The 21,662-nt window shown below is 42.2% G+C and carries 24 protein-coding genes and 2 tRNA genes; 14 read left to right on the plus strand and 12 right to left on the minus strand.

What is annotated here, in order from left to right; genetic code table 11:
- Positions 1-6: 6 nt before the first annotated feature.
- The 3 genes from dcd to LQ983_RS08270 are packed head-to-tail and all read left to right on the plus strand — an operon-like array spanning position 7 to position 2,985.
- Positions 7-591 (plus strand): dCTP deaminase, encoded by a 585-nt coding sequence (dcd, locus tag LQ983_RS08260; protein ID WP_230622315.1) that lies wholly within the window; start codon positions 7-9, stop codon positions 589-591.
- Positions 592-1,785, plus strand: a complete 1,194-nt coding sequence (locus tag LQ983_RS08265) for an AsmA-like C-terminal region-containing protein (protein ID WP_230622316.1) — start codon at positions 592-594, stop codon at positions 1,783-1,785.
- A 9-nt stretch (positions 1,786-1,794) separates the two neighbouring features.
- A complete protein-coding gene (locus LQ983_RS08270) occupies positions 1,795-2,985 on the plus strand; it encodes a sugar transporter (protein ID WP_230622317.1) in 1,191 nt (396 codons plus the stop codon).
- An 83-nt stretch (positions 2,986-3,068) separates the two neighbouring features.
- On the opposite strand, the gene der is transcribed toward LQ983_RS08270, so the two are convergent.
- A complete protein-coding gene (gene der, locus LQ983_RS08275; protein ID WP_230622318.1) occupies positions 3,069-4,601 on the minus strand; it encodes a ribosome biogenesis GTPase Der in 1,533 nt (510 codons plus the stop codon).
- 285 nt (positions 4,602-4,886) lie between these two features.
- Between der and LQ983_RS08280 the strand changes: the two genes are divergently transcribed.
- The 3 genes from LQ983_RS08280 to LQ983_RS08290 all read left to right on the plus strand — a co-directional run bounded on the left by LQ983_RS08280 (position 4,887) and on the right by LQ983_RS08290 (position 6,610).
- The gene (locus tag LQ983_RS08280) at positions 4,887-5,846 is read left to right on the plus strand and encodes a DnaJ C-terminal domain-containing protein (protein ID WP_230622319.1); all 960 of its coding nucleotides are present in this window, start codon (positions 4,887-4,889) and stop codon (positions 5,844-5,846) included.
- A 22-nt stretch (positions 5,847-5,868) separates the two neighbouring features.
- Entirely contained in the window at positions 5,869-6,168 is a 300-nt protein-coding gene (locus LQ983_RS08285) for a chaperone modulator CbpM (RefSeq protein WP_111295443.1), read from the plus strand.
- Between the two features lie 103 nt (positions 6,169-6,271).
- Positions 6,272-6,610, plus strand: coding sequence for a cupin domain-containing protein (locus LQ983_RS08290; RefSeq protein ID WP_230622320.1), 339 nt, complete (start codon positions 6,272-6,274; stop codon positions 6,608-6,610).
- 264 nt (positions 6,611-6,874) lie between these two features.
- Here LQ983_RS08290 and LQ983_RS08295 read toward each other — a convergent pair.
- The 3 genes from LQ983_RS08295 to dnaQ form a co-directional block, all read right to left on the minus strand.
- A tRNA-Asp gene (locus tag LQ983_RS08295) sits at positions 6,875-6,951 on the minus strand.
- Positions 6,952-6,970: 19 nt separating this feature from the next.
- Positions 6,971-7,047: transfer RNA gene (locus LQ983_RS08300), tRNA-Asp, on the minus strand.
- 93 nt (positions 7,048-7,140) lie between these two features.
- Positions 7,141-7,902, minus strand: coding sequence for a DNA polymerase III subunit epsilon (gene dnaQ, locus LQ983_RS08305; protein WP_006718929.1), 762 nt, complete (start codon positions 7,900-7,902; stop codon positions 7,141-7,143).
- A 67-nt stretch (positions 7,903-7,969) separates the two neighbouring features.
- On the opposite strand from dnaQ, the gene rnhA reads away from it, so the two are divergent.
- Complete coding sequence (gene rnhA / locus LQ983_RS08310; protein WP_230622321.1) at positions 7,970-8,437, plus strand: ribonuclease HI; 468 nt, start codon at positions 7,970-7,972, stop codon at positions 8,435-8,437.
- A 67-nt stretch (positions 8,438-8,504) separates the two neighbouring features.
- Here the strand turns inward: rnhA and aroA are convergent, their stop codons facing one another.
- From aroA to serC, 3 genes are all read right to left on the minus strand, one after another.
- Positions 8,505-9,833: a 3-phosphoshikimate 1-carboxyvinyltransferase gene (gene aroA, locus LQ983_RS08315; protein ID WP_230622322.1), complete on the minus strand. Its 1,329-nt coding sequence runs from the start codon at positions 9,831-9,833 to the stop codon at positions 8,505-8,507.
- 10 nt (positions 9,834-9,843) lie between these two features.
- Positions 9,844-10,941: a histidinol-phosphate transaminase gene (gene hisC / locus LQ983_RS08320; protein WP_230622323.1), complete on the minus strand. Its 1,098-nt coding sequence runs from the start codon at positions 10,939-10,941 to the stop codon at positions 9,844-9,846.
- Between the two features lie 79 nt (positions 10,942-11,020).
- The gene (gene serC / locus LQ983_RS08325; RefSeq protein WP_230622324.1) at positions 11,021-12,103 is read right to left on the minus strand and encodes a 3-phosphoserine/phosphohydroxythreonine transaminase; all 1,083 of its coding nucleotides are present in this window, start codon (positions 12,101-12,103) and stop codon (positions 11,021-11,023) included.
- Positions 12,104-12,301: 198 nt separating this feature from the next.
- Here serC and LQ983_RS08330 point away from each other — a divergent pair, with 198 nt between their 5' ends.
- Entirely contained in the window at positions 12,302-12,637 is a 336-nt protein-coding gene (locus LQ983_RS08330) for a DUF496 family protein (RefSeq protein ID WP_006718920.1), read from the plus strand.
- A 144-nt stretch (positions 12,638-12,781) separates the two neighbouring features.
- On the opposite strand, the gene LQ983_RS08335 is transcribed toward LQ983_RS08330, so the two are convergent.
- The 3 genes from LQ983_RS08335 to LQ983_RS08345 form a co-directional block, all read right to left on the minus strand.
- Positions 12,782-13,243 carry a PTS sugar transporter subunit IIA gene (locus LQ983_RS08335; protein WP_230622325.1) on the minus strand — a complete coding sequence of 154 codons (462 nt, stop codon included), beginning with the start codon at positions 13,241-13,243 and terminating at the stop codon, positions 12,782-12,784.
- A 134-nt stretch (positions 13,244-13,377) separates the two neighbouring features.
- Positions 13,378-14,592 carry an aromatic amino acid transporter gene (locus LQ983_RS08340; protein ID WP_230622326.1) on the minus strand — a complete coding sequence of 405 codons (1,215 nt, stop codon included), beginning with the start codon at positions 14,590-14,592 and terminating at the stop codon, positions 13,378-13,380.
- Positions 14,593-14,997: 405 nt separating this feature from the next.
- A complete protein-coding gene (locus tag LQ983_RS08345; RefSeq protein WP_230622327.1) occupies positions 14,998-15,261 on the minus strand; it encodes a GrxA family glutaredoxin in 264 nt (87 codons plus the stop codon).
- A 134-nt stretch (positions 15,262-15,395) separates the two neighbouring features.
- Between LQ983_RS08345 and nfsA the strand changes: the two genes are divergently transcribed.
- From nfsA to ycfP, 3 genes are read left to right on the plus strand one after another with little or no spacing between them, the layout of a single operon-like run.
- Complete coding sequence (gene nfsA, locus LQ983_RS08350) at positions 15,396-16,124, plus strand: oxygen-insensitive NADPH nitroreductase (RefSeq protein ID WP_230622328.1); 729 nt, start codon at positions 15,396-15,398, stop codon at positions 16,122-16,124.
- Positions 16,125-16,130: 6 nt separating this feature from the next.
- On the plus strand, positions 16,131-17,048 hold the full coding sequence (locus LQ983_RS08355) for a RimK family alpha-L-glutamate ligase (protein ID WP_230622329.1): 918 nt from the start codon (positions 16,131-16,133) through the stop codon (positions 17,046-17,048).
- Positions 17,045-17,584 (plus strand): alpha/beta hydrolase YcfP, encoded by a 540-nt coding sequence (gene ycfP, locus LQ983_RS08360; protein WP_230622330.1) that lies wholly within the window; start codon positions 17,045-17,047, stop codon positions 17,582-17,584. Before LQ983_RS08355 ends, ycfP begins: the two co-directional genes overlap by 4 nt.
- 53 nt (positions 17,585-17,637) lie before the next feature.
- Here ycfP and LQ983_RS08365 read toward each other — a convergent pair whose 3' ends face one another.
- On the minus strand, positions 17,638-18,243 hold the full coding sequence (locus LQ983_RS08365; RefSeq protein WP_109432111.1) for a hypothetical protein: 606 nt from the start codon (positions 18,241-18,243) through the stop codon (positions 17,638-17,640).
- Positions 18,244-18,341: 98 nt separating this feature from the next.
- On the minus strand, positions 18,342-19,736 hold the full coding sequence (gene fumC / locus LQ983_RS08370) for a class II fumarate hydratase (protein WP_109128058.1): 1,395 nt from the start codon (positions 19,734-19,736) through the stop codon (positions 18,342-18,344).
- 221 nt (positions 19,737-19,957) lie between these two features.
- On the opposite strand from fumC, the gene LQ983_RS08375 reads away from it, so the two are divergent.
- From LQ983_RS08375 to LQ983_RS08385, 3 genes are all read left to right on the plus strand, one after another.
- Entirely contained in the window at positions 19,958-20,404 is a 447-nt protein-coding gene (locus tag LQ983_RS08375; protein ID WP_230622331.1) for a DNA polymerase III subunit chi, read from the plus strand.
- Between the two features lie 78 nt (positions 20,405-20,482).
- Positions 20,483-20,794 carry a N(4)-acetylcytidine aminohydrolase gene (gene yqfB, locus LQ983_RS08380; protein ID WP_230622332.1) on the plus strand — a complete coding sequence of 104 codons (312 nt, stop codon included), beginning with the start codon at positions 20,483-20,485 and terminating at the stop codon, positions 20,792-20,794.
- Between the two features lie 15 nt (positions 20,795-20,809).
- Positions 20,810-21,658: a hypothetical protein gene (locus LQ983_RS08385; RefSeq protein ID WP_230622333.1), complete on the plus strand. Its 849-nt coding sequence runs from the start codon at positions 20,810-20,812 to the stop codon at positions 21,656-21,658.
- The last annotated feature ends 4 nt before the right edge of the window (positions 21,659-21,662 follow it).

Below are 21,662 nucleotides of genomic sequence, written 5' to 3' on the forward strand. Positions count from 1 at the left end.
CCTGAAATGAGATTATGTGATACTGACATTGAACGTTATCTGGATGAAGGCTTGATTTCGCTGAATCCACGACCGTCTAACGATAAAATTAATGGGGCGACGATTGATGTTCGTTTGGGAAATTCTTTTCGTGTGTTTCGTGAACATTCCGCGCCTTACATTGATTTAAGTGGGCCGAAAGAAGAAGTTTCCGCACAGTTGGAGTCGGTCATGAGCGATGAAATTATTATTGCTGATGATGAAGCCTTCTTTTTGCACCCCGGCATGCTTGCATTGGCGACAACCTTGGAGTCAGTGAAATTACCGGCAAATATTATCGGTTGGCTGGACGGCCGTTCTTCTTTAGCGCGTTTGGGTTTAATGGTGCATGTGACAGCACACCGTATCGATCCGGGTTGGGAAGGCAAAATCGTGTTGGAATTTTACAATTCCGGTAAATTGCCGTTGGCTTTGCGTCCGAATATGGTGATTGGCGCCTTGAGTTTTGAAGTGTTAAGTGGCGCGGCGGCACGTCCGTATAACAGCCGTAAAGACGCTAAATACAAAAATCAACAAAACGCGGTTGCCAGTCGTATTGACGAGGATAAATAAATGAAGAAGATCGCCTTGATGACGCTGATCGTGTTGTTGGCGATCTTTGCTTTTTTTTATGTTCAACTTAATAAATTAGAAAGTGTGGTAAGTGCCAAATTGGCACAATATGAAACTGCATTTCAACATCTTAGTATCGGTCTTTTCCCACAGCCCTATGTCTCTTTTGAAGGGGTTAAACACAACCAAGTTTCTATTGAGAAATTAAAAGGAAAATTTAATTTTTCTGCTTTAATTTCCGGCAATATGCAACTTGAGCAGCTGGATATTCAACGCATTCGTTTTTCTGATAATGCACTCAATTCTGCTGATATGCATGTGCATTTTTCCGATTTTAGTTTGGATAATGTTCAACAAGATCGCGTGCTTTTCAATGGGACGCATTCGTTTTCTCTTGAATGGGAGCTACCCCTCTATGGAAACCAGAAAAATTTTAATTTCCGTTTTAACAAAGGTGAAATTTCTCGGTTCGCAGAAAAAGACTTTGCGGTGGTTTTTGAAGATGTTGAGCTAAATCAGCAACCCCTAGGAACGCTCCGAGCGGAAGTGGATTTATCCAAATACACTAAATATGTCATTGCCGATATCATTGCGGATTGTGATCTTATCTGTATGGCTCATGTGGATTATGCGAGTTATCCCGGCCAAAGTGCGGTCAGTTTTTGGGGTAAAAATTATCCTATCGAACGTTTGCTAGGAATATTTAATTTCCCGAATACGGTGACGGGTAATGGAGATTTTGATATTGCCGTAGAGTTCGTTCAGTCAAAGGTGAAAAATGGTCGGTTCCATTTTAGTGCGCATGATGGCGAGTTATCCGGAGTGAATTTACTGCAACTTGCAGGGCAGTATTTGCCGATAAATTGGAATGAAGATGAACTCAAGCAAAAAGGCCAAATTAAAACGCCTTATGAAAAATTAGTAACGAGTTTTACCTTAAACGAAAATCAGTTAAAGATTGATAGAATAACGCTAAAAACCACCGCACTTTTGGGGCAGGGTTCTGGCCAAGTGGATTTAAATGCAATGCAATGCGACATCCATTTGAATCTCAGTTTAGCAAATGAAAAATATGCCGACCTTTCCTTGCCGATTCATTTTTTTGATAGCTGTTATTCGCCTCAATACGAATTGCAGATCAATAAAGATTTTCGCAAGAAAATCAAAGAACTGATTAAACGCAAATTAAAGTAGCTTTTCTTTATGTACTCTTTACAAATCGTTCGGCGTCTGAAATTTTTTCGTGTCATTTTGCTGGCATTTGCTGGATTTGTCTTTAATACCACAGAGTTCTTGCCGGTCGCGTTATTGTCGGATATTGCCGACAGTTTTCACATTCCCGTGGAACACGCCGGCTTGATGATCACGCTCTATGCTTGGATTGTGTCGCTCATGTCGTTGCCTTTTATGCTCATGACGGCAAAACTGGAGCGACGCAGTTTACTCATTAAATTATTGGTTGTTTTTGTGGTAAGCCATGTGCTTTCTGTGTTGGCGTGGGACTTTTGGATGTTATTGCTCTCTCGCATCGGCATTGCTTTTACGCATGCGATCTTTTGGTCCATTACCGCTTCACTTGCCGTGCGCGTTGCGCCGAAAGATAAAAAACCACAGGCGATTGGATTATTGGCAATGGGCAGTGCGTTAGCAATGGTGCTTGGTTTACCTCTTGGTCGGGTCATCGGGCAATATTTCGGCTGGCGCGAGGCGTTTGCCATCATTGCCGTGTTGGCGTTTACAATTTTAATTTTGCTCTATCGTTTCTTACCACATTTAGAAAGTCGTAATGCCGGATCGTTGCGCAGTCTTCCGTTACTTATCAAACGCCCTTTATTACTTGGGCTTTATGCTTTAACCATATTGATTATTTCAGCACACTTCACGGCGTATAGTTATATAGAGCCTTTTATGGTGCGTATCGGTGAAATGAGTAACAGTGCCGCTACGGCGATTCTTTTGATTTTCGGGTTATCAGGCATTACTGCTAGTTTGCTGTTTAATCGTTTTTATCGATGTTCGCCCACCGTTTTTTTATTGACTTCCATGGGCATTTTAATGCTTTCTCTTGTTTTATTGCTGCCGCTAAGCGAGAGCCAATTTTCGATGTTTTTACTCGCATTTATTTGGGGGATTGGTATTTCTGGCATCGGTTTAAGTTTACAAGTGCGCGTGCTACAACTGGCATCGGATGCAACGGATGTGGCAATGGCAATTTATTCAGGTTTATATAATGTTGGTATCGGTGGTGGCGCATTATTGGGCAATCAAGTGATGCAGCACCTTGGGTTGGCAAATATCGGATTTTCCGGTGCGGCATTTGCCATGTTGGGTATTGGCCTTTTTGTTTATCTTCATGTCCGTTATGGTAAATCGCAAGGAAATGCATTGGATTAAGTCTTGCAAAAAGAGAGTGGCAGGAAGGGGAGCTAAAAAAAGTGCGGTCGAAAATGACATTATTTTTCGACCGCACTTTTATTTTATTTTTTCGATTTCTTAATAAACTTCATCAAACGTTTACGTTTACGTAATTGATTCGGCGTGAGTTTATTTCGTTTGCCGGCAAACGGGTTGTTCCCTTCTTGGAATTGCAGACGAATCGGCGAGCCGATAATTTTCAGGCTACGGCGGAAATGGTTGGATAAATAACGTTTGTAAGAATCCGGTAGTTTATCCACTTGGTTACCATGAATCACAATGATTGGCGGATTGTAGCCACCCGGGTGGGCATATTTCAGTTTCACGCGACGACCGCTAATCATCGGCGGTTGATGTTCGTCCACCGCGATTTGCAGAATACGAGTCAGCATGGATGTTGTCATTTTCTGCGTCGCGCATTCATAGGCTTCCTTAACGGAATCAAATAAATTACCAACGCCGCTGCCGTGCAAAGCAGAAATAAAGTGCACGCGGGCAAAATCAATAAAATCTAAACGACGATCGAGCTCGGATTTCACGCGATCTTTGACATCGGTGTCTAATCCATCCCATTTATTGATCACAATCACCAAAGAACGACCGGCGTTTAAAATAAAGCCGAGGAGGGACAAGTCTTGGTCGGAGATGTTTTCTCGTGCGTCAATGACCAATAGCACTACGTTAGCGTCTTGAATGGCTTGTAACGTTTTGATCACAGAGAATTTTTCTACCGCTAAATGTACTTTACCGCGTTTGCGCACTCCCGCCGTGTCGATTAACGTGTAATTTTGTCCATCGCGTTCCATTGGAATGTAAATACTGTCGCGGGTGGTGCCCGGCATATCGTAAACCACGACGCGATCCTCGCCTAAAATGCGATTAGTCAAGGTGGATTTGCCTACGTTCGGGCGACCTACAATGGCGATTTTAATGTTTTGGTTATCCGGCGTTTGTTCTTGTGCCAGTTCTTCATCTAAAAGAGCAGTGTCTTCTTCGTTTGAAAAATCGAAATCTTCGTCCCATTCGTCAAATTCAGCGACTTCGGAAGAAACATCGGTATTTTCGACCGCACTTTCTTCGGTAGCTTCTGCCATTTTTTCGGCTAATGGGGTAAGCACTTGTTCCATTAAGCTGGCGATACCGCGCCCTTGAGAGGCGGCAATTTGCGCAATTTCACCTAAGCCTAATTGATAGAACTCTGCACAGTGGGAATCAGCATCAATGCCGTCCACTTTGTTGGCAACCACCACGGTGGTTTTGTTTTGGCGTTGGCGTAAATAATTTGCAATGCCGATATCTGCTGACGTTAAGCCGGCACGGGCATCCACTAAGAATAAAACGATGTCTGCTTCTTCAATGGCAAGCAACGATTGCTCCGCCATTTTTTCTTCTACGCCTTCTTCTGTGCCGTCGATACCGCCGGTGTCAATGACGATAAAATCGTGTCCGGCAAGATGCGCTTGGCCATATTTACGGTCGCGGGTTAGACCAGGAAAATCAGCGACTAAAGCATCACGGGTACGGGTGAGACGATTGAATAGGGTGGATTTGCCCACGTTTGGGCGACCAACTAAGGCAACTACGGGAGTTGTCATAAAAACCTCTTATAAATGAATGTGCCACGGGAATATTGATATCGGCACTTGAAAAATGGCTGGCATTATAGCGGATTTTGGCAGTGATGAGAAATGACAAGGGTTGGACGAAACAATTTATTTCTAAAAATCACTTTAAAATTTTTGCGTTGGTATTATATTAAAATAGACGAAAATTTGTACTGTTCATCTTCACGATTCATCAAGTTACCCTAAGCTGCTCAGAATTTAGCGAAAAATTAAACCGAATAATATGATTTAAAAATTAAAGAAATAAGGATAACTATGGCAAAAAGAAATTATTACGAGATATTGGGCGTAGATGAAAACGCCGATCTCGACACAATAAAAAAAGCGTACCGCAAATTGGTGCGCAAATATCATCCGGATGTTAGCAAAGAACCTGATGCGGTGCAGAAAACTGCCGAAGTGAATGAAGCTTATGAAACACTGAAAGACACACAAAAACGGACAGAATATGATGAAATGTTGGCTAATCCATTTGACGGTACAAGCCAAACGCGAGGCAACCCATTTGAGGGGGCTTACGGCGACACCAATGGTTTCCGTCATTATGAATTCCATTCCGGTGATGATGAGCCATTCGGGCAAGGAGATTTTCATTTCGAAGATTTATTCTCTGCCTTTGGGCGTCGAGGACAACAACCACATACTCGCCAAACAGGGCCAATGAAAGGCGAAGATCAGCATGCTGAACTCAGTATTGATATTGCCGCCGCTTATGACGGCACTGAGCGTTCTGTGACTCTAAATGTGCCGACTATTGATGAATATGGCAGAATTACTCAACAAAATAAAACATTAAACGTAAAAATTCCGAAAGGTATTACGGAAGGACAACAAATCCGTTTGGCGCGCCAAGGTTTGCCGGGCATTAATGGAGGAGAAAACGGTGATTTATATTTGAAAATTCGCTTCCATGAACGCCCCGATCTTTATGTGAAAAATAAAAAAGACGTTTGTCAAACTATCGATGTATTCCCATGGCTGGCGGCATTGGGTGGCAAAATTCAGGTTGTAACCCTTGGCGGACGTCTGCAACTCAACTTGCCGGCTAACAGCCAAAATGGCAAAAGCATTCGTTTGAAAGGCAAAGGTATTCCGGCTAAAGAACCGGGTGATTTATATTTGAATATTCGCATTTTGGTGCCACCGGTTGAGGATGACGCCGACCGTACCGCATGGGAGCAAATTGCCACACATTTCGCCAGCAAACAGGCATAAAATAGAACAAGGAATTGAAATGATGAATCAAGATATTGATATCAAATTGAGCTTTAATGAAATGTTGAAAGTCTGTTCTGATGATCGTCAGTGGTTACTGGAACTGATTGAAGAAGGCGTGATTTCAGTGGATGGGCGACCCGAGCAGGCGATTTTCAGCGGTTTCCAAATGGCCCGCGTGCGTCGGGCTTGCCGTTTGCGGCATGATTTTGATGCCAGTGTACCTGCGCTAAGTTTGATTATGCGTCTATTGGACGAAGTAGAAGAATTACGTAAACAGAATCGTCCTTTTTCCTTACTGGATGAGGTGAAAATAGGCTAAAAGTGCAGTCATTTTTGATGATATCTTTATGTTGTTAATGAAATAATTTACCCGTATGTGATGTGTAGATTTTATTGTTAGAAACTTGAAAAGGAGAAATGCTATGTTAAAAAACATTGAAAAAGCCACAGTACTAAAACTTAATAATCTATTGACATATCAGGACGGACAGGTCATCAGTAAAACCTTCTCGCAAAATCCGGCGGTGGGATTGACTATGTTTTGTTTACCGAAAGGCGAAGAAATCAGTGCGCATAAATCACGTGGTGATGCTTTAGTTACTATACTGGAAGGCAAGGCCCGAATTACGATTGACACCACTGATTATGATGTCAATGCCGGCGAAAGTATTGTCCTTCCGGCGGACATTCCTCATGCGCTATATGCATTGGAAAATTTTAAAATGTTTTTGACTGTGGTATTTCCGAAAGAAGGAAGATAGTTAGAAGAGAAAGGAGGCGCTTGGGGAAAGCGCCTTTATTTTTATGTTTTGAATAGTTGCGCATTTGCTAGAATTAAGAAAGGTAGTTTAGTGAAAAAGTGTTCATTACTTATGCGATATAGAAACTCGTTACACATGACAAAAAGTAGTGAGGAACAATAAAAAATAAATTTCTGGCATCATTTTATTCTTTATATGACGAAGAGAATGTACTTTTAAAGATGAGTACGAGAGGAATAATGTAACTGATGAACTTCAAAGAAGTGGCGGAACGGACGGGACTCGAACCCGCGACCCCCTGCGTGACAGGCAGGTATTCTAACCAGCTGAACTACCGCTCCGAATTAGAATAGATAAAATTGGCGGAATGGACGGGACTCGAACCCGCGACCCCCTGCGTGACAGGCAGGTATTCTAACCAGCTGAACTACCACTCCGCACAGGTGAGGTGCATAATAATGGCGACAGAGCATTCCGTCAACTTTTTTTTTCTCTTTTGGGCTCACTTGTTTAATCGGTGAACGATTTGTTTAGTGCAAGGTTTCTTCTTGAGATTGGCGCGTCCACAAGCAATTATCTTTGCTTTTTTTATTGATTAATTTGAGGTATTCCAAATGCGCTTGCAGCTCCTCTTCAGTGGGGGTAAGTAAGCGTAAATTGTGTGAAAAAGCCACCGCACTTTGTATCTGCTGTTCGTTAACCTGTTGAATAATTTCTGATTCGTTTTCATCAAAAAGGCTTGTTTGCCCGCCGGTCATGGCAAGGTAAACGTCTGCTAGAATTTCCGCATCCAGTAACGCGCCGTGCAAGGTCCGTTTACTGTTATCAATGCCTAAACGGCTACATAGTGCATCCAAGTTATTTTTCTTGCCCGGATACATTTGACGCGCCATTGTGAGCGTATCGGTCACTTGGCAAATATCGTTGGTTTTTATCGGTAAATTGAGTTTGGCAAATTCATAATCCATGAACCCCACGTCGAAGGGCGCGTTGTGAATCAACAACTCGGCACCTTTAATATACTCAATAAATTCATTGGCAATTTGACTGAAATCCGGTTTATCCGCAAGCATTTCATCGGTGATGCCGTGTACTTTAATTGCTTCAGGGTCAACGGGGCGATTTGGTTTGATGTAAATGTGAAAATTATTGCCGGTGTAGCGACGATTGATCATTTCCACCGCACCGATTTCAATAATGCAATGGCCTTCATAGTGGGCGCCTAACTGGTTCATACCGGTGGTTTCCGTATCCAGTACAATTTGGCGATTCGGGTTAATTTGAATACTCATAACTTGACTTTTTATCCGCAAAAATTTCGGGTATTATCGCCCCATTTAAAATAAATTAGTAGTCAATATGCGCAAACAAATCGAAATTTTTACCGATGGATCTTGCCTTGGCAATCCCGGCCCGGGCGGCATTGGCATCCTGTTACGTTATAAACAACATGAAAAACAGTTGTCCAAAGGTTTCTTGTTAACGACCAATAATCGTATGGAATTGTTGGCTGTAGTGGAAGCGTTAAATAGCTTGAAAGAACCTTGCAACATCCATTTATACAGCGATAGTCAATACATGAAAAATGGCATTACACAATGGATTTTCAATTGGAAGAAAAACAATTGGAAGGCGAGTAGTGGCAAACCGGTGAAAAATCAAGATTTATGGATGGCATTAGATCAGGCTATTGCTCGCCATCATGTGGATTGGTGTTGGGTGAAAGGGCATGCAGGGCATCGCGAAAATGAAATTTGCGATCAACTGGCAAAACAAGGCGCCGAAAATCCGACATTGAATGATGAGGGTTATCAGCCGGAAACGTAAATCTTTTTAAAAACAGACCGCACTTTATACGATGAAATATAAAGTGCGGTTTGTTTTTTCTGTGTTTTTAATTATTGTCGTTGGACGTATGTGCGATAGCTAAAAACTCCTCAAAAAACGTTGGGAACGTTTTTGCCGTGCAGTCCGGATCCAAAATGGTGATCGGCGTGTCAGATAACGCCACCAAGGCGAAACACATTGCCATGCGGTGATCGTTATAGGTTTCAATTTCTGCAACCTTGAAATCCGTTAATTTTAAGGGTTGAATACGAATAAAATCTTCGCCTTCTTCCACGTCAGCCCCCACTTTGCGCAGTTCGGTTGCCATGGCGGTTAAGCGATCCGTTTCTTTCACCCGCCAGTTGTAAATGTTACGAATCACGGTTTCCCCTTCGGCAAACAATGCAGTCGTGGCAATGGTCATGGCGGCATCGGGAATATGGTTCATATCCATATCCACGCCGTGCAACAGAGCTTGTTCTGCTTCAATGAAATCCTCGCCCCAGGTGATTTTTGCCCCCATTTTTTCTAACACATCGGCAAATAAACGATCGCCTTGAATGCTGTTTTTACCGATGCCGGTAACTTTCACCTTGCCTTTAATGGCACCTGCCGCCAAGAAATAAGAGGCGGAGGAGGCATCGCCTTCCACCAAAAACGAGCCGGGTGATTGGTAAAATTGTTTGCCTTTCACGAGAAAGCGTTGATAGTTTTGGTTTTCAACTTCCACGCCGAAGATTTTCATCATGTTAAGGGTGATGTCGATGTAGGGTTTGGAAACCAAATCGCCGACAATTTCAATTTCACAGTCGCCTTCTGCAAGCGGTGCCGCCATTAAAAGTGCGGTCAAAAATTGTGATGAAATGGAGCCATCGATTTTAATCGTGCCACCACGCAAACCGGTGTTACGAATGGCAATTGGCGGATAGCCCTCGTTTTCTAAATAACGAATGTCTGCACCCGCCTGCAACAAAGCATCCACTAAATGCTGAATCGGGCGCTCTTTCATGCGAGGTTCACCGGTTAAAATCACTTCATTTTGTGCAGAAGCACCTTCACGCGTCAAACAAAGTGCTGCTGCTAACGGGCGCATGGCGGTGCCGGCATTGCCTAAAAATAACGCTAAGCCGTCATGCCATTGAAAGGCACCACCTAAGCCCTGTACTTCGCAGATGGATTTATCGTTAGACAGGGAATATTGCACGCCAAGTTGTTTTAAGGCGTTGAGCATGTGGCGGATGTCGTCGCTGTCTAATAAATTGGTGACTTTGGTCGTACCATGCGCCAATGCAGCCAATAATAGGGCGCGATTGGACAGGCTTTTTGAGCCGGGTAGGTTGATCGTGCCTTCCACATGGTGGATAGGGTTAAGCGTAATGGAAGTGGCGTGTTGCATAAATCGTCCGTTATAAGCCCAAAATGTCGCTAAGTTCGGTTAAAAAACGCTGATTTTCTTCCGGCAAGCCGATGCTGATACGCAAATGGTTCGGCAATCCGTAACCGGCAAGTGGACGTACGATGACGCCTTTGCGTAACAGTGCTTGATAAATTGGTGCAGCAGGTTGTTGTAAATCCAACATCACGAAATTGCCTTTGGACGGCACATAACGCAAACCTTTTTCATCAAAGAAGTTTTGCAATAATTGTAAGCCAATTCGATTATTTTCCGCCACTTTGGCGACAAATTCATCGTCTTGAATGGCAGCGGTGGCTGCGGCAAGGGCAAGGCTGTTACAGTTAAAGGGTTGACGTACGCGATTTAACAAGCCCGCAATTTCTGTCAAGGAAACGGCATAACCGATCCGTAAACCGGCTAATCCATAGGCTTTGGAAAGGGTGCGGCACACGATCAGGTTCGGATATTTTGCTAATAAACCAAAAGAATCCACCCGTTCGCTCGGCTCGGTAAATTCTACATAGGCTTCGTCCAATGCCACGATCACTTGCGGTGGCACTTGGGCCAAAAAGTCGGCAATTTCCACCGCACTTAAGAAACTGCCCGTCGGGTTGTTTGGGTTAGCAATGTAAATTAATTTTGTTTTTAGCGTGATCGCGTTTAGGAAAGCCGCCAAATCATTGCCGTAATTTTTTGCCGGAATTTCTACCCGTTTGGCATTTAAGGCTTGGCTAATCAACGGATAAACAATGAAGCCGTATTGGGAATAAATGACTTCGTCTTGCTCGGAGGCAAAGGTGTGGGCGATGAGTTCAATTAAATCGTTGGAGCCGTTACCAAGGGTGATTTGTTCCGGTAGTAAACCGAATTTTTCCGCGACAGCTTGTTTGAAATAAAACCCGTTGGAATCGGGGTAAAGATGAAGGTTGTCTAATTGCGCCTGAATAGCTTTTTGGGCGCTGGGCGGTAAGCCGAACGGATTTTCGTTTGAAGCGAGTTTGATGATATTTTTAATGCCTAATTCACGTTCTAATTCTTCAATGGGCTTGCTGGCTTGGTAAGGGGAAAGTGCTTTTACGCCCGCATTGGCACGATCAAGATATTGCATAAGATGCTCCGAGTAGTCATAAAGAAAAAGAAAGTGCGGTGGATTTTTACAATGAATTTCGACCGCACTTTTAAGAGGGCTATGCGTTTTCTTTGGCAAATTTTTGCATGAATTGAATCAATGCTTGTACCCCTTCAATCGGCATGGCGTTATAAATGGAGGCGCGCATACCGCCTAACACTTTGTGTCCTTTTAACGCTTGCAATCCCGCTGCCGTGGCTTCGGCAACAAATTTTGCATTCAATTCGTCATTGCCCGTGGTGAACGTTATGTTCATTAAAGAGCGGTTGGCTTTTGCCACGTTATTTTGGTAGAAATCACAACCGTCTAAATAATCGTAAAGCAAGTTGGCTTTGGCAAGATTGCGTTGTTCGATTTCCGGTAAGCCGCCGATAGACAACAAATGTTTGAATACTAACGCACATAAATACCAAGCGAATGTTGGTGGTGTATTGATCATAGAATCGCTGTTTTTCTGCGTTTCATAATTCCAAATCGATGGCGTGGCTTTGCGTGCTTTGCCAATTAAATCATCGCGCACGATAACAATGGTGATCCCTGCCGGGCCAAGGTTTTTTTGCGCGCCGGCGTAAATTAAGCCGAATTTGCTGATGTCTATTTTGCGGGAAAGAATGGTAGAGGATAAGTCGCCCACTAATACGGCGTTGCCGACGTTCGGTACATCAAAAATTTCCACGCCACTAATGGTTTCGTTCGGGCAGTAGTGAATGTAATCGTATTGTTCGGCAATATCGCTAAAATCGAGAGATTTTACTTTGAGTTCATCGCCTGCTTCTAAAATGTTGATTTCATCAATTTCACCAAAAGAGCGGGCCTCTTTTGCTGCTGTGGCAGACCAGTGGCCGCTGTTTAAATACAACGCTTTGCCATTTTCACGCAATAAATTCATTGGAATGGCGGCGAATTGACCGCGAGCGCCACCTTGTAGAAATAATACTTGGTAGTTTTCAGGAATGTTATAGAGTTTACGAAAATCCGCTTGAGATTGGGCGATTAATTCCATGAACAATTTGCCGCGGTGGCTGACTTCCATGACCGAGGTGCCTTGCCCCTGCCAGTTTAATAATTCTTGTTGTGCTTGTTCTAAAACCGCTTTGGGCATCATTGCCGGACCGGCACTGAAATTAAATATGTTTGCCATGGGATTTCCTCTGATTTAGTGAAAAATTGATTTCAGTTTTATCACCTCACCGTTTTCTAATCAATGATTTTTACGGAAATTTTTTGAATTTATCGGGAGGGGAAATAATCCCCTTTTAAAACGGGGAATTTTTTGACGAAATCCACAAAAAAGGCTACATTATCGCCAATTCATTTTTACTATAAAGGGAGCAAATCAATGGAAAATGTCAACAAGTCTTTTCAAGATGTTTTGGAGTATGTACGTATGTATCGCTTAAAAAACAAACTATTGCGCGATATGGACGATAACAATCGTAAGATTCGCGATAACCAAAAACGGGTGTTGTTGCTAGAAAATCTAGATCAATATATTCGTGACGATATGTCGATTCGAGATGTGCGAACCATTATTGAAAGCATGCGGGATGATTATGAAAACCGTGTTGACGACTACATTATTCGCAACGCCGAATTGTCTAAACAACGTCGCGAAATCAGTAGCAAAATGAAAAATCAAATTAACCCTCCCTGTGAATTTGCTAAAAAATCCTAAACCTTAATGTTTAATTCAAAGAAACGGTGATTCAGTTCAGCGTTTTTTGTGGGTTTTATCGAGAAAATAAGATAAAAAAAGACCGCACTCTGAATCTAAAAATCAAAGTGCGGTCTTTTTTTAGGTGTTTTCTTTTGAACCTATTTAACTGTTTAATGCCGTATCGATTACAGCAAGAACTTCTTCCGTGGTTTTACAATTCAAAAATTTTTGAATATTTACGCCATCATCACTGTTAGGATCGTCAAAGATTTGAGTAATTTCCATAATACCTTCCATGTGAGTGTTGGCATCGCTAGCGGCAAGTGTGAGTAGTATCGAAACGGATTCGCCGTCGAGATCCACCGGCGTACTTAATGTTGTTAGAGCAAACGCAGTTTTAATCACACCTTCTTCCGGGCGTGCGTGTGGCATAGCAAGTCCTGGAGCAATTACGATGTAAGGGCCGAGTTTTTTAATATTATTGACGATATGCTCATAATAACGGGGTTCAATAGCACCAGAGTCAACCAATAAATCCGTACCGATTTTAATGGCGTCTTCCCATGTGTTTGCAGTTTGATTGAGTTTAATGGAATTATTTTCAATCAGTGATTCTTTTAACATGATGTTACTCCTTTTAAAGACGATTTCCCCTGTGGAACAGGGGAAATGGGTAACCTAACCGCGCACACGCACGTTGATTGTAGTATTGCTCTTTATTGTAGGATCTCAAAGTGCGGTCTGTTTTTTAGGTGTTTTTAACCCACTACAAACGGCAGATAGCCGGCGCGGATAGCGAATGGGATGGACGTAATGATTACGCCAAGAACTAAAACGAGCATCAATGTTACTTTTCCGCCCCAGACTTTATATGGCAAATTCGGGTGAATTCGGCGCGCCTTCCACACGAGAGAAACCGGAAGAACGACGGCATAAAAAGCGAACATTTGACCGGCGTAGCCTAACGCCAAAATGAAACCTTGTGGGTAGAATAAGGCGAAGACGATTGGCGGAATGAATGTCATTAACCCTAGAGAGAAACGTCCTGCATGAATGTTAAAGGAACGTTTTAACAAGTCTTCGATACATTCCAACAAGCCGAGCCCTACACCCAAGAATGAGGTGATTAACGCCAAGGTGGAGAAGATCTTCACGGCGTTTGCCATCATGCTGCTTTGGGTGATGGTTAAGGTGGCGGTGACTAAGCCGTTCAACGTGGCATCTTGTTGCAAGATTTGTAGAAACTCATTTTGTGTAAGCAAACCGTGGGTGGAGAGTTGCCATAAAATGTAAGCGAACAAGGTGATACCGGAACCTACTAAAATGGATATACGCAAGGCTTTGACGTTGCCGCCGAGGTATTTGTTTAAGCTTGGAATAGAACCGTGAAAACCAAACGCGGTGAAAAATACCGGGCTGGCGGAAATGATCAGCGCATTATCAATGGGCATTGCCATCAAGTTGTCGAGTTTAATTTCCGGCAACATCAAACTTAGCACCATCACAAAAGTGGCAATCATCACAAAGAACAACACGCGGTTAATTTTGTCTACGCTGTGCGTACCGATAATGATAAAAGCGCCGAAGAAAAGGGTGAAAATCAATACGGCGACTTTGCTTGTAGTATCACGATCAACGATGGTTGGCAGTGTATCGGTCAATAAAGAACCGCCACCACTGATGTAGGCCGCAATGAGTGCGTACAAAAAGACAATTAATACGGCGGTGGAAACAATCCGTCCCGGGCGACCGAAATATTGCTCTGCCAGCGTGCCGATGCCGGCGTCACTTGGTGCGGTTTGGTAAAGCTCAACGAACAGCAACGCACTGAAGGTTAACAGCGTCCAAAGCCCAAGTAGAAGAAATAAGGTCGCGCCAAAGCCAATGCCGGCAGAGGTTAACGGCATGGCTAACATGCCTGCGCCAATCATGGTACCTGCCACGAGCAGCGTACTTCCCACTGTTTTGTTCATAGATGTTCCTTGTTGTGTATTTCAAAATTGACAGTGATTGTATTGTAAATTTTACACTATGTAAAATAAAGAATGTGATATGAATCACAAAATGTTAATTTTCTATGAAGTTTTAGAGTGGTTTGTATATATTTTGGAACCTTGGTTTGCTATTGAACCTTTGCCGTGATATGGATAAATGACTTTCAAAAGCTTGATGTATGACATATCAACATTACACCCTTGGTTATTATGTAATGAATTGTTTACAGTGTGATGAGGGTAGTGTTATTGGATTAAAATAGTGAGATGGCAGTTATTTGAAAGGACAGGAAAATCCCCGTCATTAAGGATATTTCTAGATTAAAGTGTGGTTAGAAAAACGAATGGATTTTTAACCGCACTTTGGGCTTTATAAAAGAAGCATCAAGCAATGTCGGGGAATTGCTCTTGCATTAAGGCTTCAAAATCGGTGCAACCGCCGATGGATTTATCATCAATTAACACTTGCGGCACGGTGTGTACCGGTTTGCCGATGATTTTCGCAATGTCTTCTTTTGTCATGCCCTGTTCGATGATGTCGATATAACGATAATCAAAATTTTCCACGGCATTTTTCAGTTTTTCGGCTAAGTTTTTGGCGCGTACGCAATACGGGCAACTTAAACGTCCATAAATAGTAACAAACATAATTTTTCCTTGTTGTGATGAATCAGTAGGACGATTCTACGACCTCTCTAAAAAAGAATAAAGGGGTTTTGGGGAGGGCGCCTAATTAGTGTAAGATAGAGACGATTTTGTGTTTGTTATAGTAAGGAAGGTTTATGTCTGAGAAAAAACTTACTTCTTCGACGTTAGATTGTATTTTAGCTCACCGATCCATTCGTCAATTTACTCATGAGCCTGTGTCTGACAAAGTGATTGAACAGCTTGTGAATGCAGCGCGTTTTGCCTCTACATCTAACCATTTGCAATGTGTTTCTATCGTGCGTATCACTGATCCGGCTATTCGTGAGCAAATGATGGCATACAGTTCTAATCAGGAGTATGTGAAATCCGCACCAGAGTTTTGGGTATTCTGTGTTGATTTCCATAAACATAAACAAATTTGTCCAACGGCACAGTTGGATTATGCGGAAGTCTTGCTCATCGGCGCGGTGGATACCGGTATCATGTCGCAAAATATCTTGTTGGCGGCGGAAAGTTTAGGGCTTGGCGGCGTGTATATCGGTTCTTTGCGTAATGAAATGGAAGCGGTCGGCAAGTTGTTAAATCTGCCGGAACATTGTTTACCGATGGTGGGCATGTGCTTGGGATATCCCGATCAGGATCCGCCGACCAAGCCACGTTTGCCGAAAGAAACTTTGTTCTTTGAAAATGCTTATCAGCCGTTGGATACCACTAAACTTGACGAATATAACGCTACCGTTGCTGAATATTATCGTCAGCGTAGCAACATTGACATGGATTGGTCACGTAATAAGAGTTTGGATAAGCCGATTCGTCCGAAAGTGCTAGCTTATTTGCAACAACAAGGTTTCATTAAAAAGTAATTTTGTATGAAGTTGTTAATGTTGTGTCGTGAGCCGCGTTTATATAGCTGTCAGCGGCTAAAACGTGCGGCGGAAGAAAACGGGCATCAAATGGATATTTTGGATCCGAATCGTTGCTTGATAAAACTCCGTAAAAATCCACCGCACTTTGCGTTGTATTATCAGGCAGAGCCTGAAAGTGAAGCACAATTATTGCCGCAATATGATGCAGTCTTGCCTCGTTTTGGCACAACCAGTATGCTCATGGGCTATCGTGTGTTGCACTATTTTCAGGCGTTGGGTATTCCTTGCTTGAATCATGTGGATGCATTTCGTAATGCCAGAGATAAATGGTTGAGCCTGCAGATGTTGTTACAACATGGCATCGCTGTGCCGGATTCTTTATTGGCCGGCATGGAAGTGGATGCCAATCATGCGGTGCAACACATCGGTGCACCGACGATTTTGAAAACCCTAACCGGATCGCAAGGCATTGGCGTGATTTTGGCGGAGCGGGCACAAAGTGCGGTTAGTATTTTGGATACATTAAAGCAATCGGATGTACCCGTGTTGTTGCAAGAATTTGTGGCGGAGTCCAACGGCACCGATTTACGCTGTTTTGTGATTGGTGGACGCGTGGTTGCCGCCATGCAACGTATCGGGCAGAACGGAGAGTTTCGCGCAAATTGCCACCGTGGCGCCACAGCGGAAAAAGTGATACTGACCGAACAGGAAAAGCAAATCGCTTTAAATGCTACGAAAGCGTTGGGCTTGGATGTTGCCGGCGTGGATTTAATTCGTTCTGTGAATGGTCCGTTGGTGCTCGAAGTGAATGCCAGCCCGGGACTTGAAATGATTGAGAAAACCAGCGGCATTAATATCGCTTTGCAAATGATTTTATATTTAGAGCAGAAAACCCGTAATCAAGTTGGAGTAATAAAATGATTATTTATTTACATGGTTTTGATTCCAGTAGCCCCGGTAATCATGAAAAAGTCATGCAGTTAAAATTTATTGATGGTGACGTGCGTTTTATTAATTACAGCACATTACACCCGCGTCATGACATGACTTTCTTGCTGAATGAGGTGCATAAACTGGTGTCTGAATCGAAAGATGAGAACCCGTTGATTTGCGGCGTTGGATTGGGTGGCTACTGGGCGGAGCGTATTGGCTTCTTGTGCGGCATTAAACAGGCGATTTTCAACCCGAATTTATTTCCACAAGAAAATATGACCGGCAAGATAGACCGTCCGGAAGAATACGAAGACATCGCCACCAAATGCGTGGAAAATTTCCGCATGAAGAATAAAGGTCGCTGTCTGGTCTTTTTATCGGTTGAAGACGGTGTGTTGGATTCCAAACGTAGTGCGGAGGTTTTGTCTCCGTATTACGATATTGTGTGGGATGAAAACGAAAGCCATAAATTCAAGCAAATTTCTCATCATTTACAGCAAATCAAATCATTTAAAGACGCGTAAGGTTTTGAGGAAAAAAGAAGGGTAGCATTTCGCTACCCTTTGTTTTTTGTATTCTAGCCAAATTCCGGATTCTTGTTATTTAACGGGAAATTTGGCGGTAGTTGCGGACTGGCATCATCTTCGCTCAGCGGGGCAATTTCCGGCTGTGTTTTAAATTCTTCTGCCGGCGTGGCATTTTTTTCTTTGCCTAATAATTGCGGCTGTAATTTTATAAAATTGCTGTTTGGTGCTAACCAAATGCCGGCAAATAAGCGACTAAATTCCGGGTCAAATTCATGATCCAAAATTGAGTCGTTTAACATGAAATAGCCTTTATCGGGCAACGCAATGTAACGTAATACATCGTTTGGTGAGAAATCTGGGAAAATAGCCTGCATGTCTTTTAGCCATACATCACTTTTCGCTTTATCCGCTTTTAGAAATTCCATTTCTTTAATTAAGCTAATCGCAAAATTTTTACCTTCAACCGGCTTTTCATATTTGAAAGAAAGCATGATAGGCAATTGATTTTCCTGATATGCACCGTCTTCGGTCGCCAAATCAATGGAATAAACCAAGAACGGCCCCCAATTATAGTCGGCAGTGCCCACATTCACCCAATGGGCAGAAAGTGCGGTAGGAAATAAGCTCAAAATAAACAGCAGCGATTTTAATTTCATAAACAATCCGTCATAAAAATTTATGTGGGTGATTATAGCAAAAAAGACGGGAAATTGATCCCGTCTTCTTTACTCATAACTTAATTTAACGCATCAAGTTATTTTAAGCTGCCCACCATATCTTCCGGACGCACCCATTTGTCGAAGTCTTCCGCAGAAACTAAGCCAAGATTAATGGCTTCTTCGCGTAAGGTGGTACCGTTTTTGTGTGCAGTTTTCGCAATTTTCGCCGCATTTTCATAACCGATATGGGTATTAAGTGCAGTGACCAACATCAATGAATTTTCAAGTTGTTGTTTAATGCGTGGGTAGTTCGGTTCAATACCGGTTGCGCAGTGTTCGTCGAAAGAAACACAGGCATCTGCTAACAATTGAGCGGATTGTAAGAAGTTCGCAATCATTACCGGATTGAACACGTTCAATTGGAAGTGACCTTGAGATCCGACGAACGCGATAGTGGTGTCGTTACCAAACACTTGTGCGCAAACCATGGTCATGGCTTCACATTGGGTTGGGTTGACTTTACCCGGCATGATGGAAGAACCTGGTTCATTTTCCGGAATTAAGATTTCGCCGATACCGGAACGCGGACCGGATGCCAATAAACGGATGTCGTTAGCAATTTTGAACAAGCTCATAGCAAGTTGACGTAATGCACCGTGAGTTTCCACGATAGCATCATGCGCTGCTAATGCTTCAAATTTGTTTTCTGCGGTAATGAACGGAAGACCGGTGAATTTAGCAATGTATTCTGCCACTTTCACATCATAGCCTTTCGGTGTATTCAAGCCGGTACCGACTGCCGTGCCGCCAAGGGCTAATTGGCGTAAGTGCGGCAGGGTATTTTTCAATGCAAGTAAACCGAAGTGTAATTGCGCGGCATAGGCAGAGAATTCTTGACCGAGTGTGAGCGGTGTGGCGTCCATTAAGTGAGTACGGCCGATTTTCACCACGTCTTTAAAGGCTTCAGATTTTGCTGCAAAGGTTTTTTGTAAACGTTCTACGGCAGGAATGGTTGTTTCGACAACTTTTTTGTATGCGGCAATGTGCATTGCGGTTGGGAAGGTATCGTTGGAAGATTGGGATTTGTTCACATCATCATTCGGGTGAATAATGGATTTTTCGCCCAATTTACCACCGTGTAAAACATGAGCACGGTTTGCCACCACTTCGTTCACGTTCATGTTGGATTGCGTACCAGAACCGGTTTGCCAAATCACCAAAGGGAATTGATCGTCTAATTTATTTGCTAAAATTTCATCGCAAGCTTGTGCGATTAAATCACGTTTTTCAGCAGGCAACACGCCTAAATCATGGTTGGCAAATGCGGCTGCTTTTTTCAAATAACCAAAGGCTTCGATGACTTCATGTGGCATAGATGCCGCAGGACCGATTTTGAAATTGTTGCGGGAACGTTCGGTTTGAGCAGCCCAGTATTTGTCTGCCGGAACTTGAACTTCACCCATGGTGTCTTTTTCAATACGAAATGCCATTGTAATTACCTCTTATTGATTATTAATGAAAAGTCAGCCGGATTTTAACACCGCCTGACTCATCTATGAACTGAAATTACAAACAGAAAATCGGTTTTGTGACTTAGATCATAAAGTGCGCTCAGTTAGCGGCGAAAGGTTTCGGAAATTAACATTTTATATTTCAGCCGATTTCCGCTAAAATCTGGCAATTCATTTTTACTCGTTTGGACTTGTTATTTATGCCGAAAAACGCGCAATTTTACCTGCTTTCCGACACCTCTCTTGCACAGTCAAATTTGACTGCCGTGGAAAGCCTTGCTTGTGATTTAGCAGCATCTGCTTGGCGTTTAGGAAAACGTGTTTTATTGGTGTGTGAAAGTGAAGCGCAGGCGCTCAATATTGATGAGGCGTTGTGGCAAAGAGAACCTGACGAGTTCGTTCCGCACAACCTTTCCGGCGAAGCCACCACGTATGCCACGCCCATTGAAATTAGTTGGACGGGCAAACGCAATGCGCAAAGCCGTGATTTACTGATTAATCTGCAACTGCAACTGCCGGAATACATTAATAGTTTTAACCAAATTATCGACTTTGTTCCTGTGGAGGAACAACCAAAAGCCTTAGCGCGTGAGCGTTATAAACAACTAAGACAGTTAGGCTGGACGTTGAGTACGGAGCAGGCATAACGATATAAAAAGACTCCCCTCTTTGCCAAAGAGGGGGATGGTTACAAAAAAAACACTTAAAAAATTGACCGCACTTTTATGAACGACATTACTTTCTACCAACGCTTTGAAGCCGATATTCTCGCCGGGCGCAAAACCATCACTATTCGGGATAAATCTGAAAGCCATTTTAAAGCAGGAGATATTTTACGTGTTGGGCGGTTTGAGGATAATCAATACTTCTGCACGATTGAGGTGTTAAATGTTTCGCCGATTACTCTTGACGAGCTGACGGAACTGCATGCGAAGCAGGAGAATATGGGGTTGGAGGAATTGAAAGAGGTGATTCGGGGGATTTATCCGAATAGGGTAATATTTTTTCTAATAAAATTTAGGATGCTTTTGTTTTAGTTAAGGGAGATAGTAATGACTTTATCAAATGATGAACAAAATAAATTTGATCCAACAGAAAATATAAAAAAACATAAAGTAGGAAATGAAGATAGTGTAGGTGATAAAATACTTGGCATTATTTCAAAAAGAGACCAATACGTTATTTATGAGATAGAAAGTAAGTCAGTCCAGAATAGAATAAGAATTCTAATTGATTCATGTGATGAAGAACTAGCAAAAAAAATTATAAAAAAATTTAATCATGTTAAGAGTGAATATATAAAGGCTAAAGCTGCATTATTACATACGGATAATTATGAAGAAAATAAAAACTTAATAGCTCATACTTTATCTTCATATTTAGATGATTATGAAAATATAAATGAAGATGATAGAGGGGAGGCGTTTAAAGAAATTGTTAATGATATTTTCAAAAAGAATAAAATGATGTTAATTAATTCTATGTCTATGATAGCCCCTTTTCTATTATTCCTAATAATTCCTTTTATAGTAAAGTATTGGTGTAGTTTATCATTTTCTTATAATAGTGTTACTCTTACATCTATGGAGTATTTTTGCTTGATTTCCTTTGGTACATCCTTAGGTTCATTAATGAGTCTATTTATGTCATTAAAAAAAAGAAACTTACAAGAATTTGATAAATGGTATTTGTATAGTTTATTAGGTTTGCAAAAGTTAATGCTAGGATTAGTTTCCTCAACAATTTTTTTACTTATACTAAATTCTGAAATTATAACAATAAAATTTTTTGAAAACTCTATTATAGGAGTTCTTATGGTATGTATATTAGCAGGATTTTCTGAGCGTTTAATACCTACTTTATTGTCTAACTCAGAATCTTCTATTTCTCGTTCTATATAATTAT

It is taken from the genome of Aggregatibacter sp. Marseille-P9115 (assembly GCF_920939465.1).
Classification (GTDB): Bacteria; Pseudomonadota; Gammaproteobacteria; order Enterobacterales; family Pasteurellaceae; genus Aggregatibacter; species Aggregatibacter segnis_B.

Excerpts from the sequence above, each read along its gene's own strand:
- LQ983_RS08280 (WP_230622319.1), top strand. The coding sequence starts at position 4,887 with ATGGCAAAAAGAAATTATTACGAGATATTGGGCGTAGATGAAAACGCC.
- LQ983_RS08270 (WP_230622317.1), top strand. The coding sequence starts at position 1,795 with ATGTACTCTTTACAAATCGTTCGGCGTCTGAAATTTTTTCGTGTCATT.
- dcd (WP_230622315.1), top strand. The coding sequence starts at position 7 with ATGAGATTATGTGATACTGACATTGAACGTTATCTGGATGAAGGCTTG.
- nfsA (WP_230622328.1), top strand. The coding sequence starts at position 15,396 with ATGTCTGAGAAAAAACTTACTTCTTCGACGTTAGATTGTATTTTAGCT.
- dnaQ (WP_006718929.1), bottom strand. The coding sequence starts at position 7,902 with ATGAGTATTCAAATTAACCCGAATCGCCAAATTGTACTGGATACGGAA.
- LQ983_RS08375 (WP_230622331.1), top strand. The coding sequence starts at position 19,958 with ATGCCGAAAAACGCGCAATTTTACCTGCTTTCCGACACCTCTCTTGCA.
- hisC (WP_230622323.1), bottom strand. The coding sequence starts at position 10,941 with ATGCAATATCTTGATCGTGCCAATGCGGGCGTAAAAGCACTTTCCCCT.
- serC (WP_230622324.1), bottom strand. The coding sequence starts at position 12,103 with ATGGCAAACATATTTAATTTCAGTGCCGGTCCGGCAATGATGCCCAAA.
- LQ983_RS08355 (WP_230622329.1), top strand. The coding sequence starts at position 16,131 with ATGAAGTTGTTAATGTTGTGTCGTGAGCCGCGTTTATATAGCTGTCAG.
- rnhA (WP_230622321.1), top strand. The coding sequence starts at position 7,970 with ATGCGCAAACAAATCGAAATTTTTACCGATGGATCTTGCCTTGGCAAT.
- aroA (WP_230622322.1), bottom strand. The coding sequence starts at position 9,833 with ATGCAACACGCCACTTCCATTACGCTTAACCCTATCCACCATGTGGAA.
- LQ983_RS08285 (WP_111295443.1), top strand. The coding sequence starts at position 5,869 with ATGAATCAAGATATTGATATCAAATTGAGCTTTAATGAAATGTTGAAA.
- LQ983_RS08365 (WP_109432111.1), bottom strand. The coding sequence starts at position 18,243 with ATGAAATTAAAATCGCTGCTGTTTATTTTGAGCTTATTTCCTACCGCA.
- LQ983_RS08290 (WP_230622320.1), top strand. The coding sequence starts at position 6,272 with ATGTTAAAAAACATTGAAAAAGCCACAGTACTAAAACTTAATAATCTA.
- der (WP_230622318.1), bottom strand. The coding sequence starts at position 4,601 with ATGACAACTCCCGTAGTTGCCTTAGTTGGTCGCCCAAACGTGGGCAAA.
- LQ983_RS08265 (WP_230622316.1), top strand. The coding sequence starts at position 592 with ATGAAGAAGATCGCCTTGATGACGCTGATCGTGTTGTTGGCGATCTTT.
- LQ983_RS08345 (WP_230622327.1), bottom strand. The coding sequence starts at position 15,261 with ATGTTTGTTACTATTTATGGACGTTTAAGTTGCCCGTATTGCGTACGC.
- LQ983_RS08335 (WP_230622325.1), bottom strand. The coding sequence starts at position 13,243 with ATGTTAAAAGAATCACTGATTGAAAATAATTCCATTAAACTCAATCAA.
- ycfP (WP_230622330.1), top strand. The coding sequence starts at position 17,045 with ATGATTATTTATTTACATGGTTTTGATTCCAGTAGCCCCGGTAATCAT.
- LQ983_RS08340 (WP_230622326.1), bottom strand. The coding sequence starts at position 14,592 with ATGAACAAAACAGTGGGAAGTACGCTGCTCGTGGCAGGTACCATGATT.
- LQ983_RS08385 (WP_230622333.1), top strand. The coding sequence starts at position 20,810 with ATGACTTTATCAAATGATGAACAAAATAAATTTGATCCAACAGAAAAT.
- fumC (WP_109128058.1), bottom strand. The coding sequence starts at position 19,736 with ATGGCATTTCGTATTGAAAAAGACACCATGGGTGAAGTTCAAGTTCCG.
- LQ983_RS08330 (WP_006718920.1), top strand. The coding sequence starts at position 12,302 with ATGGAAAATGTCAACAAGTCTTTTCAAGATGTTTTGGAGTATGTACGT.
- yqfB (WP_230622332.1), top strand. The coding sequence starts at position 20,483 with ATGAACGACATTACTTTCTACCAACGCTTTGAAGCCGATATTCTCGCC.